The 16,170-nt window shown below is 67.4% G+C and carries 12 protein-coding genes and 1 pseudogene; 9 read left to right on the forward strand and 4 right to left on the reverse strand.

Annotation, left to right across the window (positions count from 1 at the left end; all coding sequences use genetic code 11):
* Window positions 1-137: 137 nt before the first annotated feature.
* On the forward strand, window positions 138-2,003 hold the full coding sequence (locus tag KF796_15890; GenBank protein ID MBX3588116.1) for an ABC transporter ATP-binding protein: 1,866 nt from the start codon (window positions 138-140) through the stop codon (window positions 2,001-2,003).
* Window positions 2,004-2,162: 159 nt separating this feature from the next.
* Here KF796_15890 and KF796_15895 read toward each other — a convergent pair whose 3' ends face one another.
* On the reverse strand, window positions 2,163-2,561 hold the full coding sequence (locus KF796_15895) for a RidA family protein (GenBank protein MBX3588117.1): 399 nt from the start codon (window positions 2,559-2,561) through the stop codon (window positions 2,163-2,165).
* 141 nt (window positions 2,562-2,702) lie between these two features.
* Here KF796_15895 and KF796_15900 point away from each other — a divergent pair, with 141 nt between their 5' ends.
* Window positions 2,703-3,629 (forward strand): LysR family transcriptional regulator, encoded by a 927-nt coding sequence (locus KF796_15900; GenBank protein MBX3588118.1) that lies wholly within the window; start codon window positions 2,703-2,705, stop codon window positions 3,627-3,629.
* Between the two features lie 24 nt (window positions 3,630-3,653).
* Here the strand turns inward: KF796_15900 and KF796_15905 are convergent.
* Window positions 3,654-3,836, reverse strand: a pseudogene (locus KF796_15905) (hypothetical protein).
* 220 nt (window positions 3,837-4,056) lie between these two features.
* Between KF796_15905 and KF796_15910 the strand changes: the two are divergent.
* Together KF796_15910 and KF796_15915 are read left to right on the forward strand one after the other, a co-directional pair.
* Window positions 4,057-4,614: a hypothetical protein gene (locus tag KF796_15910; protein ID MBX3588119.1), complete on the forward strand. Its 558-nt coding sequence runs from the start codon at window positions 4,057-4,059 to the stop codon at window positions 4,612-4,614.
* Between the two features lie 3 nt (window positions 4,615-4,617).
* Window positions 4,618-6,462: a sulfatase-like hydrolase/transferase gene (locus KF796_15915; GenBank protein MBX3588120.1), complete on the forward strand. Its 1,845-nt coding sequence runs from the start codon at window positions 4,618-4,620 to the stop codon at window positions 6,460-6,462.
* 96 nt (window positions 6,463-6,558) lie between these two features.
* Here KF796_15915 and KF796_15920 read toward each other — a convergent pair whose 3' ends face one another.
* Window positions 6,559-7,473 (reverse strand): LysR family transcriptional regulator, encoded by a 915-nt coding sequence (locus KF796_15920; protein ID MBX3588121.1) that lies wholly within the window; start codon window positions 7,471-7,473, stop codon window positions 6,559-6,561.
* 113 nt (window positions 7,474-7,586) lie between these two features.
* Here KF796_15920 and KF796_15925 point away from each other — a divergent pair, with 113 nt between their 5' ends.
* The 4 genes from KF796_15925 to KF796_15940 all read left to right on the forward strand — a co-directional run bounded on the left by KF796_15925 (window position 7,587) and on the right by KF796_15940 (window position 14,526).
* On the forward strand, window positions 7,587-8,426 hold the full coding sequence (locus KF796_15925) for an alpha/beta hydrolase (protein MBX3588122.1): 840 nt from the start codon (window positions 7,587-7,589) through the stop codon (window positions 8,424-8,426).
* An 82-nt stretch (window positions 8,427-8,508) separates the two neighbouring features.
* Entirely contained in the window at window positions 8,509-9,744 is a 1,236-nt protein-coding gene (locus KF796_15930; protein ID MBX3588123.1) for an efflux RND transporter periplasmic adaptor subunit, read from the forward strand.
* A gap of 28 nt (window positions 9,745-9,772) precedes the next feature.
* Entirely contained in the window at window positions 9,773-13,030 is a 3,258-nt protein-coding gene (locus KF796_15935; protein ID MBX3588124.1) for an efflux RND transporter permease subunit, read from the forward strand.
* A 26-nt stretch (window positions 13,031-13,056) separates the two neighbouring features.
* A complete protein-coding gene (locus KF796_15940; protein MBX3588125.1) occupies window positions 13,057-14,526 on the forward strand; it encodes an efflux transporter outer membrane subunit in 1,470 nt (489 codons plus the stop codon).
* On the opposite strand, the gene KF796_15945 is transcribed toward KF796_15940, so the two are convergent.
* On the reverse strand, window positions 14,523-15,323 hold the full coding sequence (locus KF796_15945) for a 2OG-Fe(II) oxygenase (GenBank protein ID MBX3588126.1): 801 nt from the start codon (window positions 15,321-15,323) through the stop codon (window positions 14,523-14,525). The two genes, KF796_15940 and KF796_15945, sit on opposite strands and share 4 nt — an antisense overlap.
* Window positions 15,324-15,417: 94 nt before the next feature.
* Between KF796_15945 and KF796_15950 the strand changes: the two genes are divergently transcribed.
* On the forward strand, window positions 15,418-16,161 hold the full coding sequence (locus KF796_15950; protein ID MBX3588127.1) for a hypothetical protein: 744 nt from the start codon (window positions 15,418-15,420) through the stop codon (window positions 16,159-16,161).
* Window positions 16,162-16,170: the final 9 nt, after the last annotated feature.

Genomic DNA, 16,170 nt, shown 5'->3' on the forward strand with positions numbered 1-16,170 from the left:
AGATAACTGTTTATTTATACAGTATTTATGCGGTCGCCGGGCTCTTTTTTGGGCAAGACGGGCTGGAGACGGGGTCTTGCCATTCCTGCTCAAATAACGCCCTGCCCCTCCTGCCTGACTGCCCCACCGGAGCCTGTTTGTTTCGCCTTTTCGAAAAACTCCTTCACCCCTACCCCGAGGCCGAACCCACCCTGCCGCCCAAGGGGTTCCTTGCCTTCGTCTGGGCCTGCACGGCCGGGCTGCGCGGCTACATCGCCACGCTGGCGCTGCTGGGCGCGGCCATTGCCGCCTATGAGGCCATGCTGTTTGCCATGCTGGGCCACGTGGTGGACTGGCTGGGCCATGTGCAGCCGGGCCAGCTCTGGGCCGAGCAGGGCAACACGCTGCGCCTGCTGGCCGCCGTGCTGGTGGCCAGCACCGGCGTGATTGCGCTGCAGACCATCGTCAAGCACCAGACGCTGGCCATCAACTTCCCGCTGCGCCTGCGCTGGAACTTCCACCGGCTGATGCTGGGCCAGAGCATGGCCTTTTACTCCGACGAGTTCGCCGGGCGCATCACCACCAAGGTGATGCAGACGGCGCTGTCGGTGCGCGAGATGATCTTCACCACCACCGACGTGATGGTGGGCATTGGCGTGTACTTCATCACCATTGCCGTGCTGGCCGCGGGCTTTGATGCGCGGCTGCTGTGGCCGCTGATGGCCTGGCTGGTGCTGTACGCGGCCTCGGTGGTTTACTTTGTGCCGCGGCTGGGCCGCATCGGCAAGGCCCAGGCCGATGCGCGCTCGATGATGACCGGGCGCATCACCGATGCCTACACCAACATCTCCACCGTCAAGCTGTTCTCGCACACCCAGCGCGAGGCGCACTTTGCGCGCGCGGCCATGCAGGAGTTCATGGCCACGGGCTACAGCCAGATGCGGCTGGTCAGCGCGTTCGAGATCGTCAACCACGCACTGGTGGTGGGCCTGATCATTGCCGTGACGGCCACGGCGTTGTGGCTGTGGTCGCTGGGGCAGATCGGCGTGGGCGCGGTGGCGGCGGTGACGGCCATGGCGCTGCGCATCAGCGGCATGTCGCACTGGATCATGTGGGAGATGACCTCGCTGTTCGAGAACATCGGCACCGTGCAGGACGGCATCAGCACGCTGACCCGCCCGCGCGTGGTGGTTGATGCGCCGGACGCCACCGCGCTGCAGGTGCCGCGCGGCGAGGTGCGGTTCGAGCAGGCGCGATTCAGCTACGGCAAGAAGCGCCCGGTGATCGACGGCCTGTCGCTCACCGTGCGCCCCGGCGAAAAAATCGGCCTGATCGGCCGATCCGGCGCGGGCAAGTCCACGCTGGTCAACCTGCTGCTGCGCTTTCATGACCTGGAGGGCGGGCGCATCCTGATTGACGGGCAGGACATTGCCCACGTCACGCAGGACAGCCTGCGCAGCCACATCGGCATGGTGACGCAGGACACCTCGCTGCTGCACCGCTCGATGCGCGACAACATCCTCTATGGCCGCCCCGACGCGGGCGACGATGCCATGGTGGCCGCCGCGCGGCGCGCCGAGGCGCACGACTTCATCGGCGGGCTGACCGACCTGCAGGGCCGCAACGGCTATGACGCCCATGTGGGCGAGCGCGGTGTCAAGCTCTCGGGCGGGCAGCGCCAGCGCATCGCCATTGCACGCGTGATGCTGAAGGACGCGCCCATCCTGCTGCTGGACGAAGCCACCAGCGCGCTGGACTCCGAGGTGGAAGCCGCGATCCAGACCAGCCTGAACACCCTGATGCAGGGCAAGACCGTGATCGCGATTGCCCACCGCCTGTCCACCATCGCCGCCATGGACCGCCTGATCGTGCTGGACGCCGGGCGCATCGTGGAGGAAGGCGACCACCGCAGCCTGCTGGCCCAGGGCGGGCTGTATGCGCGGCTGTGGGCGCATCAGAGCGGTGGGTTTCTGGGGGAGACGGATGAGGAAGACGCTGCACTTGAGTTGGAAGTGAGGGGGTAGTCCCGCCTTCTCCGGTGCAATGGCTCACGCGGAATGCCGCGTCACCAATCGTTTTCGCGCATGGAGGGGCGAACTGCGCGAGGTTCGCGCCCGGCCATGCAGCGCATGGGCGCCATGGGCCTGCCGGGCTTCAAACCCCATCGGCTCCTGGAAGCGGCGTCACTGCCCCTTTGGCAGCTTGGCAATCACCTTGATTTCAAACTGGAAGCCGTAGAGCCACGTCACGCCCACGCCCGTCAGAGTGGGGTGGGGCGCGTCGCCCCAGTAGGCTGGAATCACATTCCAGATGGTGTCGAAGTTGGCCTGAGGGTCAACGATGAAGACGGTGACATCAATCACATCGTCAAAAGTGCAGCCTGCCGCTGCCAGCACGGCATTGAGGTTGTCGAACGCAAGCCGCGCCTGCGCGGCCAGGTCGGGTTCGGGCGAGCCATCTTCACGGCTGCCGACTTGCCCCGAAACAAACAGAAGGCCGTTGGAGCGGATGGCCGGGGAATAGCGGTTCCTGTCATACAGTGCCTGGCGCCCAGGGGGAAAAACAACATCGCGTGAGTTCATGAAGGGTTCCTTGAGGTGTTTGCTATCGACGGTGTGCCGACGCTGAATGCACTGTAGAAAAGTGTGTGGCCGGGATAAACAGGCAAGGTTGAGCAGCACTGTTTGTAAAATCCAAACAATCAGCCAGCACCTGGAGCAAAGATGGACCGTTTTGACGCCATGCAGGCCTTTGCCCGCGTGGTGGAGACCGGCAGCTTCACCAAGGCCGCCGACACGCTCCACATGAGCAAGACCAGCGTGACCCAATTGGTGCAGCAACTGGAGGCCCGCTTGCGCGTCAAGCTGCTCAACCGCACCACGCGCAAAGTCAACGTCACCGCCGATGGCGCGGCCTATTACGAGCGTGTGCAGCGCCTGCTGGCCGACATGGACGACGCCGAGACCAGCCTTTCAAGCGCCACCGCAGTCCCTGGTGGCCGGCTGCGCGTGGATGTACCCAGCCCCTTGGCCCGCATGATCCTGATTCCGGCGCTGCCGTCATTCCACACGCGCTACCCCGACATTCAGATCGACATGGGGGTGAGTGACCGCAGGGTGGACCTGATTGACGAGAGCGTGGATTGCGTCGTGCGTGGGGGCCACGTCGCCAGCCAGTCCCTCAGGGCGCGCCAAGTGGGCGACCTGCAACTTCGGGCCTGCGCTGCACCGGGCTATCTGGCGCGCGCGGGAACACCGTCGCACCCGCAGGCCTTGCACGACGCGGACCATCGCATCGTGGGCTTCCTGTGGTCGCGCGGGGGCAAGACCGCGCCCCAAGTCATGTACCGCGGTGAGGAGCGCGTCGAGGTACGGGGCCGCTACATGCTTGCTGTGGACGATGGCAATGCCTACCTTGCGGCTGGGCTGGCGGGCCTGGGCATACTGTGGTTGCCCGAGTACATGTGCAAGGAGTACCTGGCCCGTGGTGAACTGATGTCCTTGTTTGAAGACTGGCATTGCGACCCCATGCCGCTTTATGTGGCTTACCCGCCAAACCGGCGTGTCAGCGCCAAGCTGCGCGTGTTCATCGACTGGGTGGCTGCGCTGATGGCGCAACATGCACCTGTGGTGAAGCGGCATTCCGCGTGAGCCATTGCACCGGAGAAGGCGGGACTACCCCCTCACTTCCAACTCAAGTGCAGCGTCTTCCTCATCCGTCTCCCCCAGAAACCCGCCGCTCTGATGCGCCCACAGCCGCGCATACAGCCCGCCCTGCGCCAGCAGGCTGCGGTGGTCGCCTTCCTCCACGATGCGCCCGGCGTCCAGCACGATCAGGCGGTCCATGGCGGCGATGGTGACAGCCGGTGGGTTTCTGGGGGAACTGGACGGGGCGGGGCCAAGCTGGAACGCCTGGTTTGCTACATTTTCAGTAGCACACAGTGCCCGCCAACCCTGGACTCCAGGCCTTTTTGGCCCTCAAATGCCTCACCCGCGCTGCAAATGCGGGTGTTTGGCAAACAGGACACAATCAGCCGATAGAATTTTCAGGTACATGGTTGGGAGCAGGAATGGCTAAGTGTTAAAAAATCGATATGCCTTTTTCCAGAAGTTCCTGCGCGATCCCGAACGGATCGGGGCATTGGCACCTGCAACTCGCCAACTCGCACAGAAAATTTCGAGAGCCACGCAGCAGGCCTATCGGCACCAACCGGCCTTTGTCGGCGATCACGGCCTTCCGTTCAAGCTCCTTGAACTCGGCGCGGGTACGGGCGCCCTGACCCGAACCATCAGCGTTTTGAATCCCATTCTTGTGGAGCAGGATGAAGAATGGGCGGCCGGCCTGAGGCAGCAATTTCCCAATCTCGAAGTGCGCACCCAATGCGCCACAAACACCTTGCTCGGACTGACGGAGCCGGTCGGGATCGTGACCTCCATTCCTCTGCTGAACAACCCCCATGGCATGGAGATCAAGCGCTTGCTGGCCCGTAAATATGCAGACGGCCTGATCAGGTTTTGCGTTCTCTATACCTACGGATGGACCGACCCCCTCAAGGAGGTCGGCTTTCGGGTCGGTTTTCGCAGCAGCTTTGTTGCCATGAGCCTCCCGCCCGCATCGGTGTGGACTTATCGGTAGGCCATGCGGCAATTCCCGGTTCGAGCCAGACCCCGGTGGGGCCTTGTCCTGGCAGGGGTTGCGCTGCTCCTGCTGGTCCTGTTGATCGCGCCCCAGCTCTATCTGCTCAAGATGATGCCAGCATGGCTGCTTCTGGCTGTTGGCGCCATGGGCTATTTTGTCCGCCGCCGCTTTCTTGACGCGGCTCTTTTTCTCGGCGCCCACGTTGGCGCGGCATTCTTCGGGGAGCCCGCAGTCGGGCCGCTGGCGCTGGCGGTTCTCGTCCTCGGCCTGCTTGCCGTGTCAGGCAGACCGCTCTTTTCCGTACTTGCCGGCGGTGCCCTGTTCGGGTTGTTCCTGCAGAGCGTCGAGTTGAAGCAGCGCTTTGCCGGATCTGTCCTGACCTGGCAGGACGTGCGCTACTTCTTTTTGCAGTTCAGCGACAACGTGGGGGTGTTTACCAGCCAGCCCACGCTCCTGATGTACGCGGGTATCGCGCTGCTGGTGTCCACGGGTGTCGCCGTCGGTGTGTGGCGGATGGATCGCCCCGCCATTGCAGGGCACTCCCACACCCCACGCCATCACCGCGCCCTGGCGCGCGGGCTGGCATGTGGCATTGCGCTGTGGTGCGGCTACGAACTGGAGGAGGCGTCCCGGGTCGAAAGCCTGACCAACCCCTGGCATTTTTCGGCATCGGTGACGCACACGCCGGTTTCGACATTCCTGTCCACGCTTCACATTCAGCCCAAGGCGGCGTATCACAAGGTCGACACCCGGCAGTTCGCGCAGGAGGTCCGGGCGCTTTCACCGGGACCTGGCGCGTCCCCAACACCCGCCGATATTGTCCTGTTCCTCCAGGAGAGTCAGTTCAATCCGGCGGCCATCAGCGGCTGCCCGCCGGCTCTTTGCCAGTCTGGATTGTTCGAAGCGCGGGCCGAAACAACCGATGACGGCGAATTGCGTGTGCACATCCAGGGAGGCGGAACCTGGCTGTCGGAATTCGCGCTTGAAACAGGACTCCCTCATTCAATCTTTGGTCGTGCAGGAGAATTTGCGCCCTTCAATATCGCGCCAGATGTCAACCGGTCGTTTGTCCGGTCACTCAAGTCGGCCGGGTATCACACCGTTGCCATCTACCCGGTCCGCGGCGGGATGATGAATGCCCGCAAGGCCTATGAAGGGTACGGTTTCGACGAGTTTCTGGACGCCAGCGACCTTGGCATCCCCGGCACGTACGACACGCCTGATGCGGTGATTCACGAGGCCGCGGTCAAGGCGCTTCACGCCGCGCGGCAACACGGAAAGCCCGTCTTCCTGATGGCGGTGACGATCTTCAATCATGGTGAGCATGGCGTGGAAATGCAGCGGGTTCCGGCGCCGATCAGGGATGCAGCACAGGCCACGGCGGGACCAGACAGCGAGAAGGCCAATCTTGCGGACTATGTCTGGAGGACAAGGGAGTTTGAAGCGGCCTACAACCAAACCCGGGACGCCGTGCTTGGGTCTTCCAGGCCCGCTGTTCTGGCGTGGTTCGGAGACCATCAACCTCCTTTTGGAAGTGCTCCGGGCCTGCGGGATCGCATCAGGGCTTCCGTCACGAAGCCGGCCGTCCCGGACCGCTACGTCACCTGGTACAACATCTCGACCAACCGGTCCCCTGCCCCAACCGCCGGGAAACGCCATCGGATCGACATTGCTTTCCTGCCGGGCTTGCTGGCTCAGAGGGCGGGCGTACCGCTCGATGACTGGCTTGCCGCCAACGTGCTGGTGCGCGAGCGGTGCGCAGGCTTGCTGATTGAGTGCGCCGACGCTTCAACCCGAAGCGCCTATCTCTCGTACCTTTTTGACGATCTGCACGCATTCCGGTAGTGCCGCATCGCCAGGCAGGGACTTGATTGCTACATTTTCAGTAGCACACAGTGCCCGCCAGCCATGGACTCCAGGCCTTTTTGGCCCTCAAATGCCTCAACCGCGCTGCAAATGCGGGTGCTTGGCAAACAGGTCGGCCGCCCAGTCCACAAAGGCCCGCACCTTGGCGCTCAGGTGTCGGTTGGGTGGGTACACCACGTGGATGGGAATGGGCGCGCGGGGCCAGTCGGTGAGCAGTTCCACCAGCTCGCCATTGGCGATGTGCGGGGCCGCCGCGAAGCGCACGGTCTGGGTGATGCCCAGGCCCGTGAGCACCGCCGCCAGATGGGCGTTGCTGTCGTTCAGCGCCAGCCTGTAGCGGCCGGTGATCTCGATCAGTTCGCCATCCTTTTCAAACTCCTGCGGGTACATCCGCCCCGTGCGGGCCGAAAAGAAATTGATGGTGGCGTGGCCCTGTTCCAGCTCCCTGGGGTGCCCGGGCACGCCGTGCTTTTCCAGGTAGGCGGGCGTGGCCACGGTGACCAGTTCCATGTTGCCGATGCGCCGCGCCACCAGGGACTGCTCCACCAGGTCACCGCCGCGGATCACGCAGTCCACGTTGTCGCTGATCAGGTCCACGGGCCGGTCGCTCGCGCCCAGGTCAAGCTGGATGTCGGGGTAGCGCTGGTAAAAGCCCGGCAGCGCCGGAATGATCACCAGCCGCGCCACCGAGGTGCCCACGTCCACGCGCAGGCGTCCGCTGGGGTTGGCCTGGGCATTGCTCATGCTGGCCTCGATGTCGTCGAGGTCGTTCAGCACGCGCAGGGTGCGCTCGTAATAGGCGGCGCCGTCGGGCGTGACGGTGACGCGGCGCGTGGTGCGGTTGAGCAGGCGCACCTTGAGCCGCGCCTCCAGGTGCTGCACCAGCTTGGTCACCGTGCCCTTGGGCAAATCCAGTGACTCCGCCGCGCGCGTGAAGGTGCCGGCCTCCACCACCCGCACAAATACCCTCATTGACTGGAGCTGGTCCATTCCCTCTGTCCTTGTTTTCCGGGTTTCAAGTGGCGGATTGTTCCCGCAGAAGAAACATAGAACTGGCAGGAGGGGTGTTTATCCGCACGCCAGGTGTGCCTATAGTCCACACCATGACTCCCAAGCCGCCCCTGCCCGCACTGCGCGTCACCGACAGCACCCTCGTGCTGCCGGGGCGCGCGCCGCTGGCCGTGCGCATCTACGGCAAGAAGCCCGCCGGCGCGGCGGTGCCGCTGGTGCTGCACCTGCATGGCGGCGCGTTCGTGGCCGGCAGCCTGGACTGCGGCGCCTGCCTGGCCCAGCTGGTGGCGGGCGCGGGGGCCGTGGTGGTGTCGCTGGCCTACCCGCTGGCGCCGGCCCACCCGTTCCCCCAGGCGGTGGAAGCGGCGTATGCGGGCGTTGAGTGGGTCTACAAGCACCGCCACAAGCTCGCAGGCAAGGATGCCCCCGTGTATGTGGCCGGCGAGGAAGCCGGTGGCAACCTGGCGGCCGCGGTGGCCATGGTGGCGCGCGACCGCGCCCACCCGCCGCTGGCCGGGCAGATCCTGGTCGCGCCCATGCTCGACCCCTGCACGGCCATGCCCTCGCAGCGCGAAGCCATGGGCGAGGCCACCGGCTGCAAGTGGGCCGACGGCTGGCAGCACTACCTGCGCGGGCCCATGGACGCCGAGCACCCCTATGCGGTGCCCGCCCATGCCCAGCGCCTGGCTGACCTGCCGCCCGCGCTGGTCCTGACCGGCGCCGACGACGCCATGCGCGACGAGGCCCTTGCCTATGCCGAACGGCTGCGCAAGGCCGGCATTGCCGTGACCAGTGGCGTGCTCGACGACCGCACGGGCTGGCCCGACACCCTGGGTGAGCCCCCCAGCGACGAATGCGCCTGCAGCGCGGCCGTGCAGCAGCACCTGCGCGCCTTCTTCGGCGCGTCGCGGCCGCCCCCGCCGCCTTCCTAGGCCCACCCGTTCCCCCACTCTCCCGCCAACCCGGTGCAACACGCCGGGGCGGCCCTGCTCATCCCTCACAAAGGAAAAAACCATGAAACAGCCTAGCCACTCCTTCACTCCGCGCCGCAAGCTCTGGACCCTCGCCGCCGCCGTGGCGACTCTGAGCACGCTGGCCGCGGGCGTCATCACCCTGCACGGCGAAACCGCCCAGGCCAGCGCCGGCCCGGCCGAGCCCCAGGCCACCCCGGTGTCGGTGGCCACCGTCGCCGAGCGCGAAGTCGCGGCCTGGGACGAGTTCTCGGGCCGGCTGGAGGCCGTGGAGCGGGTGGATGTGCGCTCGCGCGTGGCCGGCGCCGTGCAGGCCGTGCATTTCCGCGAAGGCGCGCTGGTGCGCCAGGGCGACCTGCTGATCACCATCGACCCGGCGCCCTATGCCGCCGAGGTGGAGCGCGCCGAAGCCCAGGTGGCCGCCGCGCAGGCCCGCGTCACCCACACCCACAGCGAGCAGGAGCGTTCGCAGCGGCTGCTGGCCGAGCACGCCATTGCCCAGCGCGAATACGACGAGCGGCTCAATGCCCAGCGCGAGGCCGACGCCAACCTGCGCGCGGCCCAGGCTGCGCTGCAGTCCACGCGGCTGAATCTGGGCTACACCCAGGTGCGCGCCCCGGTGTCGGGCCGCGTGGGCCGGCTTGAAATCACCGTGGGCAACCTGGTGGCCGCCGGCCCCGGGGCGCCCGTGCTGACCACGCTGGTCTCGGTGAGCCCGATCTACGCGAGCTTTGATGCCGACGAGCAGGTCGTGGCCCGCGCGCTCAAGGGCCTGCAGGGCAGCGGCGTCAGCGCGCGCGCGCTGCTCGAGCGCATTCCGGTGCAGATCGGCACGGCCGCCATGGCGGGCACGCCCTACCACGGCAAGCTGCAGCTGATCGACAACCAGGTGGATGCAAAGAGCGGCACCATCCGCGTGCGCGCGGCCTTCGACAACAAGGACGGCGCGCTGATGCCCGGCCAGTTTGCCCGCATCCGCATGGGCCAGGCCCAGACGGCGCATGCCCTGCTGGTCAATGAACGCGCCGTGGGCACAGACCAGAGCAAGAAATTCGTGCTGGTGGTGGGCGCCGACAACAAGGCCGAGTACCGCGAGGTCACGCTGGGCGCGCCCTCGGGCGGCCTGCGCGTGGTCACCAGCGGCCTGAAGGCCGGTGAGCGCATCGTGGTCAACGGCCTGCAGCACATCCGCCCCGGCGCGCTGGTGCAGCCGCAGCCGGTGAGCATGGAGACCAAGCCTGAAATGCAGGCCAGCGCCGCGGAGGCGGCCAAGTCCTGAGCCCATGGGGCATGAGGAGGAAAACCACATGAATCTGTCCAAATTTTTCATCGACCGGCCGATCTTTGCCGGCGTGCTCTCGTTCCTGATCTTCATTGCCGGCCTGATCGCCCTGCGCGGCCTGCCGGTGTCGGAGTACCCGGAGGTGGTGCCGCCGTCGATCGTGGTGCGCGCCAACTACCCCGGCGCCAACCCCAAGGTCATCGCCGAGACCGTGGCCATGCCGCTGGAAGAAGCCATCAACGGCGTGGAAGGCATGCTCTACATGGGCAGCCAGGCCACCACCGACGGCCTGATGACGCTCAACGTCACCTTCAAGCTGGGCACCGACCCCGACAAGGCCCAGCAGCTGGTGCAAAACCGCGTGGCCCAGGCCGAGGCACGCCTGCCCGAGGAGGTGCGGCGCCTGGGCGTGAGCACCATCAAGAGCTCGCCCGACCTCACGATGGTGGTGCACCTGCTGTCGCCCAACCACCGCTACGACATGACCTACCTGCGCAACTACGCGCTGCTCAACGTCAAGGACCGGCTGGCCCGCGTGCCCGGCGTGGGTGATGTGCAGCTGTTCGGCTCGGGTGACTATTCCATGCGCGTCTGGCTGGACCCGCAGAAGGTGGCCCAGCGCGGCCTCTCGGCCAGTGACGTGGTGCGCGCCATCCGCGAGCAGAACGTGCAGGCCGCCGCCGGTGTGGTGGGCGCCTCGCCCGGGCTCAAGGGCGTGGACCTGCAGCTGTCCATCAACGCCCAGGGCCGGCTCAAGAGCGAGGAAGAGTTTGGCGACATCATCGTCAAGGCCGGCGCCGATGGCGCCGTGACCCGCCTGCGCGACGTGGCGCGGCTGGAGCTGGGCGCCTCGGGCTACTCGCTGCGCTCGCTGCTGGACAACCAGGACGCCGTGGCCGTGCCGATCTTCGCCGCCCCGGGCTCCAACGCGATCCAGATTTCCGACAACGTGCGCGCCACCATGGCCGAGCTCAAGAAGACCATGCCGCAGGGCGTGGACTACGAGATCGTCTACGACCCCACGCAGTTCGTGCGCGCCTCCATCGAATCGGTGATTCACACCCTGCTGGAAGCCATCGCGCTGGTGGTGCTGGTGGTGATCCTGTTCCTGCAGACCTGGCGCGCCTCCATCATTCCGCTGCTGGCCGTGCCGATCTCGGTGGTGGGCACCTTCGCGGTGATGCACCTGTTCGGCTTCTCGATCAACGCGCTGAGCCTGTTCGGGCTGGTGCTGGCCATCGGCATCGTGGTGGACGACGCCATCGTGGTGGTGGAGAACGTGGAGCGCAATATCGAGTCGGGCCTGTCGCCGCGCGAGGCCACCTACCGCGCCATGCGCGAGGTGTCGGGGCCGATCATTGCGATTGCGCTGGTGCTGATTGCGGTGTTCGTGCCGCTGGCCTTCATCAGCGGGCTCACGGGACAGTTCTACCGGCAGTTCGCGCTGACCATCGCCATCTCCACGGTGATCTCGGCCATCAACTCGCTCACGCTGTCGCCGGCCCTGGCCGCGCTGCTGCTCAAGAGCCACGACGCACCGCGTGACGCGCTCACGCGCGGCATGGACCGGGTGCTGGGCCGCTTCTTCGCGGGCTTCAACCGGCTGTTCGGCCGCGGCGCGGCCGCCTACAGCACGGGGGTCAAAGGCGCGATCTCGCGCAAGACCCTGATGCTGGCCATGTACCTGGTACTGGCCGGCGCCACGGTGGGCCTGTTCAAGCTGGTGCCCGGCGGCTTCGTGCCGGCGCAGGACAAGCAGTACCTGATCGGCTTTGCCCAGCTGCCCGACGGCGCCACGCTGGACCGCACCGAGGACGTGATCCGCCGCATGAGCGAGATCACGCTCAAGCAGCCCGGCGTGGAGCATGCGGTGTCCTTCCCCGGCCTGTCGATCAACGGCTTCACCAACAGCTCCAACGCGGGCATCGTGTTCGCCACGCTCAAACCGTTTGACCAGCGCCGCGGCGCGGACCAGAGCGCGGGCGCCATTGCCGGCCAGCTGAACGCGCAGTTCGCGCAGTTGCAGGACGCCTTCGTCATGATGTTCCCGCCGCCGCCCGTGCAGGGCCTGGGCACCACGGGCGGCTTCAAGCTGCAGCTGGAAGACCGCGGCTCGCTGGGCTACGAGGCGCTGGACGGCGCGCTCAAGGCCTTCATGGCCAAGGCCTACCAGACGCCCGAGCTGGCCGGCCTGTTCTCCAGCTACCAGGTCAACGTGCCGCAGCTGTATGCCGACATCGACCGCACCAAGGCGCGCCAGCTCGGCGTGTCGGTGACCGACGTGTTCGACACCATGCAGATCTACCTGGGCAGCCTGTACGCCAACGACTTCAACAAGTTTGGCCGCACCTACTCGGTCCGCGTCCAGGCAGACGCACCCTACCGCGCCCGCGCCGAGGATGTGGGCCTGCTCAAGGTGCGCTCGGCCACCGGCGAAATGGTGCCGCTGTCGGCGCTGATGAACATCAAGCCCAGCTTCGGGCCGGAGCGTGCCATGCGCTACAACGGCTACCTGTCGGCCGACATCAATGGCGGGCCGGCGCCGGGCTATTCGTCCGGCCAGGCGCAGGCGGCCGTGGCCCGCATTGCCGCCGAAACCCTGCCGGTGGGCATCAGCTACGAGTGGACCGAGCTGACCTACCAGGAAATCCTGGCCGGCAACTCGGCCGTGTGGGTGTTCCCGCTGGCCATCCTGCTGGTGTTCCTGGTGCTGGCCGCGCAGTATGAAAGCCTGACGCTGCCCATTGCCATCATCCTCATCGTGCCCATGGGCCTGCTCGCGGCCATGACCGGTGTCTGGCTCAGCCACGGCGACAACAACGTGTTCACCCAGATCGGGCTCATGGTGCTGGTCGGGCTGTCGGCCAAGAACGCCATCCTGATCGTGGAGTTCGCGCGCGAGCTGGAGTTTGCCGGGCGCACCCCCGTGCAGGCGGCCATCGAGGCCAGCCGCCTGCGGCTGCGCCCCATCCTCATGACCTCGCTGGCCTTTGTGATGGGCGTGCTGCCGCTGGTGCTGAGCACCGGCGCCGGTGCCGAGATGCGCCAGGCCATGGGCGTGGCGGTGTTCGCCGGGATGATTGGCGTGACCGCCTTTGGCCTGTTCCTCACCCCCGTGTTCTACGTGGTGCTGCGCCGGCTCGCGGGCAATCGCCCGCTGCGCCTGCACGGCACCGTGCCCGATGCCCATGACTTTGCGGCGCCGATGGTGCCCGCTGCGCTGGCCGGCGGCGGCCCGACGGCCCGCCCCCTGCCCGCCGCGCCACTGGGCCACCACGAATGACTTGCGTTCATCCAGGAGATGCCACGATGACTTTTTCAAGCACCTTGTCACGCCGCCGCCTGCTGCTGCCCCTGATGGCGGCGCTGGTGATGGCCGGCTGCGCCACCGCGCCCGCCCCCGAAGCCCCCAAGGCAGCACCCACGCCCCTGAACTTCAAGGAGAACCAGAAGCGCTGGACCATCGCCGCGCCCGCCGAGAGCCGCGACCGCGGCACCTGGTGGAAGGCCTTTGCCGACCCGGTGCTCGATGGGCTGGTCGAACGCGCCAGCCTGGACAACACCCGCATCGGCCAGGCGGCCGCGCAACTGGCCCAGGCCCGCTCGCTGCTGCGCAGCGCCGACGCCGACCGCCTGCCGCAGATCGGCCTGGGCGCCGGCGCCTCGCGTCAGGCCGGCGCGGGCACGGCCGGTGGCGCACAGCCCACCACATTGACCCAGGCCGGTGCCACGCTGTCGTATGAAGTGGACCTGTTTGGCCGGCTGGCCGGTGCCAGCAACGCGGCCGGGCTGGACGCACAGGCCCGCGAGGCCCTGCTGCAAAGCACGCGCCTGCTGGTGCAGGCCGATGTGGCGCGCACCTACCTGGCGCTGCGCGCCACCGATACCGAGCGCGCGCTGATGCGCCAGACCGTGCAGGCCTACCGTGACACGCTGCGGCTGACCGAACGCCGCTACCAGGCCGGCGACGTGGCCGAGCTGGATGTGGCCCGGGTGCAAACCGAGCTGGCGTCCACCGAGTCGCAGGGCCTGGCGCTGGACCGCCGCCGGGCCACGCTGGAACATGCGCTGGCCTTGCTGCTGGGCGCGGCCGCGTCCGATTTCTCGCTGCCCGTGGCCGAGTGGACCACCACCCTGCCCGTCATCCCCCCGGGCGTGCCGGGCACCGTGCTGGCGCGCCGCCCGGATGTGTCCGCCGCCCAGAGCGCCCTGCTGGCCGCCCAGGCCCGGCTGGGCGTGGCCCGCACCGCGTGGTTTCCCAGCGTGTCGCTCACGGCGGCGGGCGGCTACGCCTCGCCCGAACTCGGCGACCTGTTCAAGTGGTCGGCCCGCGCCTGGAGCGTGAACGCGCTGCTGGCCCTGCCGCTGTTTGACGGGGGCCGGCGCGAAGCCGGCGTGCAGGGCGCCCAGGCGCGGCTCGACGAAGCCCTGGCCACCTACCGCGGCCAGGTGCTGACGGCCTTTCGCGACGTGGAAGACCAGCTCGCCGCGCTGCGCTGGCTGCACGAACAGGGCGAGGCCCAGGACCGCGCGGTGGCCTCCGCGGGACGCGCCACGCTGCTGTCGGACTCGCGCTACCGCAATGGCATGGTCAGCCAGCTCGAATTGCTGGACGCGCGCCGCAGCGAGCTGCAAAACCGCCGCGAAGCCCTGCAGGTGCGGGCCGCGCAATACCAGTCGACGGTGGACCTGATCCGCGCCCTGGGCGGGGGCTGGGACACGCCGCAGGCGGCCGGTGATTCAGGCCCTTCGTCGCCGCGGCAGCTGGCGGCGCGCTAAAGCGCGTCGTGCAGGATCAGCCCCAGCGTCTGGCGCCGGCCTGAGCGCACGCGGCTCACGCCGTGGCGCAGGTTGACGCGGTAACTGCCGCGCTGCCCAGGCACGGGCCGCTGGTGCACCGCGAACACCACGGCATCGCCCTGCGCCAGCGGCACCACCTCGGCGCGCGACTGCATGCGCGGGCGCTGCTCGGTCAGCACGAATTCGCCGCCGGTGAAGTCCTCACGGGGACGCGACAGCAGCACCGTGGCCTGGATCGGGAACACATGCTCGCCATACAGGTCCTGGTGCAGGCAGTTGTAGTCACCCTCGCCGTACTGCAGCAGCAGCGGCGTGGGCCGGGTCTGCCCGGCCGCATGGCAGCGCGCCAGAAAGGCGTCGTGGGTCGGCGGAAAGCGCACGGGCAGGCCCATCCGCGCGTGCCAGGCATTGGCCAGGTCCACCAGCGCGTCATACAGCCGGGCCCGCAGGGCCTGCACCAGCGGCGGCAGCGGGTAGCCAAAGTACTGGTACTCGCCGCGGCCAAAGCCGTGCCGTGCCATCACCACGCGGCTGCGAAAGTGCCGGGGTTCGGCATACAGGGCGGCCAGGGCCACGCAATCCTGGGCGGCCAGCAGGCCGGGGAGCAAGGCGCAGCCCCGCGCGTCCAGGTCGCCGGGCAAGTCGGCCAGGGCATCCGCCGCGGCCAGGGGCGCGTCCGGCGGCGGAACAAGGGGGTCTGGGTGCAAGGTGGTGCTTTCAGGTTGGACCGGTAGCGTAGGCGGGCGCGGTGGTTCCGGCGCGCCGGAACCGGACATGCCATTCCCGCCCGGGCCTGCCACGATGCAAACATGGCATGAAGGCCGATGTTGCCCGGCGCGCCACGGGACTACCATCACGCCTGAGTTTTCTATGTCGCCGCCACCGATCGCCTACAACGAGTCCGACCCGACCCACTGGCTGGGCAACACTGCCATGCTGAACCTGGGGGATGACAAGCTGCGCCTGCGGGTCAAGACCGTGATCCAGTTCAGCCGGACCGACCCCGAACGCCTGCAGTGCATCGCCCGCTATGTGGCGGCCATTCCCTTCAACGTGCCGGCCTTCGCGGGCATGAAGCGCACCCGCAAGACGCTGAGGCAGCGCCGTGCCGTGGGCTGGTACAGCAAGGCCGCGCTGTTCATGGCCATGCTGCGCGTGGCCAGCGTGCCGGCCCGGGTGCGCATGATCCGGGTACCGCCCGAGTTGTTCCGCGGGTTGGTCAATACGCGCTTTCGCGTCGAGCTGCCGGTGGTCGAGGTCTGGAGCCAGCACCGCTGGGTGGTCACGGACAGCTACCTCTATGACCCGTCGTATCTGGCCACGGCGCGCGAGGCCCTGACCGAGAAGGACTGGCCCATGGGCTATGGCATCCATCGCAATGGCCAGTCCGACTGGAACGGGGTCGATGACGCCCTGGTCATGATCATCCCCGACCGCTCGCGCAGCGACCGCCCCGCCCAGTACCTGGGGGTCTACGACGATCCGCAGGCCTTTGCGGCGCAGATGCGGCGCCGGTCGTTTTTCCGCTGGTGGTTCACGCTGGTGCGCAACCGCTTGCTGTCGATCCGCATGAACATTTCCATCCGTCGGCTGCGCCGCGACGCGGGCGGCTGACGCAAAAAA

This window comes from Ramlibacter sp., assembly GCA_019635435.1.
Lineage (GTDB): Bacteria > Pseudomonadota > Gammaproteobacteria > Burkholderiales > Burkholderiaceae_C > JAHBZM01.

Coding starts and splice junctions, on each gene's coding strand:
- KF796_15895 (MBX3588117.1), bottom strand. CDS start 2,561: ATGAACTCACGCGATGTTGTTTTTCCCCCTGGGCGCCAGGCACTGTAT.
- KF796_15900 (MBX3588118.1), top strand. CDS start 2,703: ATGGACCGTTTTGACGCCATGCAGGCCTTTGCCCGCGTGGTGGAGACC.
- KF796_15915 (MBX3588120.1), top strand. CDS start 4,618: ATGCGGCAATTCCCGGTTCGAGCCAGACCCCGGTGGGGCCTTGTCCTG.
- KF796_15920 (MBX3588121.1), bottom strand. CDS start 7,473: ATGGACCAGCTCCAGTCAATGAGGGTATTTGTGCGGGTGGTGGAGGCC.
- KF796_15925 (MBX3588122.1), top strand. CDS start 7,587: ATGACTCCCAAGCCGCCCCTGCCCGCACTGCGCGTCACCGACAGCACC.
- KF796_15930 (MBX3588123.1), top strand. CDS start 8,509: ATGAAACAGCCTAGCCACTCCTTCACTCCGCGCCGCAAGCTCTGGACC.
- KF796_15935 (MBX3588124.1), top strand. CDS start 9,773: ATGAATCTGTCCAAATTTTTCATCGACCGGCCGATCTTTGCCGGCGTG.
- KF796_15940 (MBX3588125.1), top strand. CDS start 13,057: ATGACTTTTTCAAGCACCTTGTCACGCCGCCGCCTGCTGCTGCCCCTG.
- KF796_15945 (MBX3588126.1), bottom strand. CDS start 15,323: ATGTCCGGTTCCGGCGCGCCGGAACCACCGCGCCCGCCTACGCTACCG.
- KF796_15950 (MBX3588127.1), top strand. CDS start 15,418: ATGTCGCCGCCACCGATCGCCTACAACGAGTCCGACCCGACCCACTGG.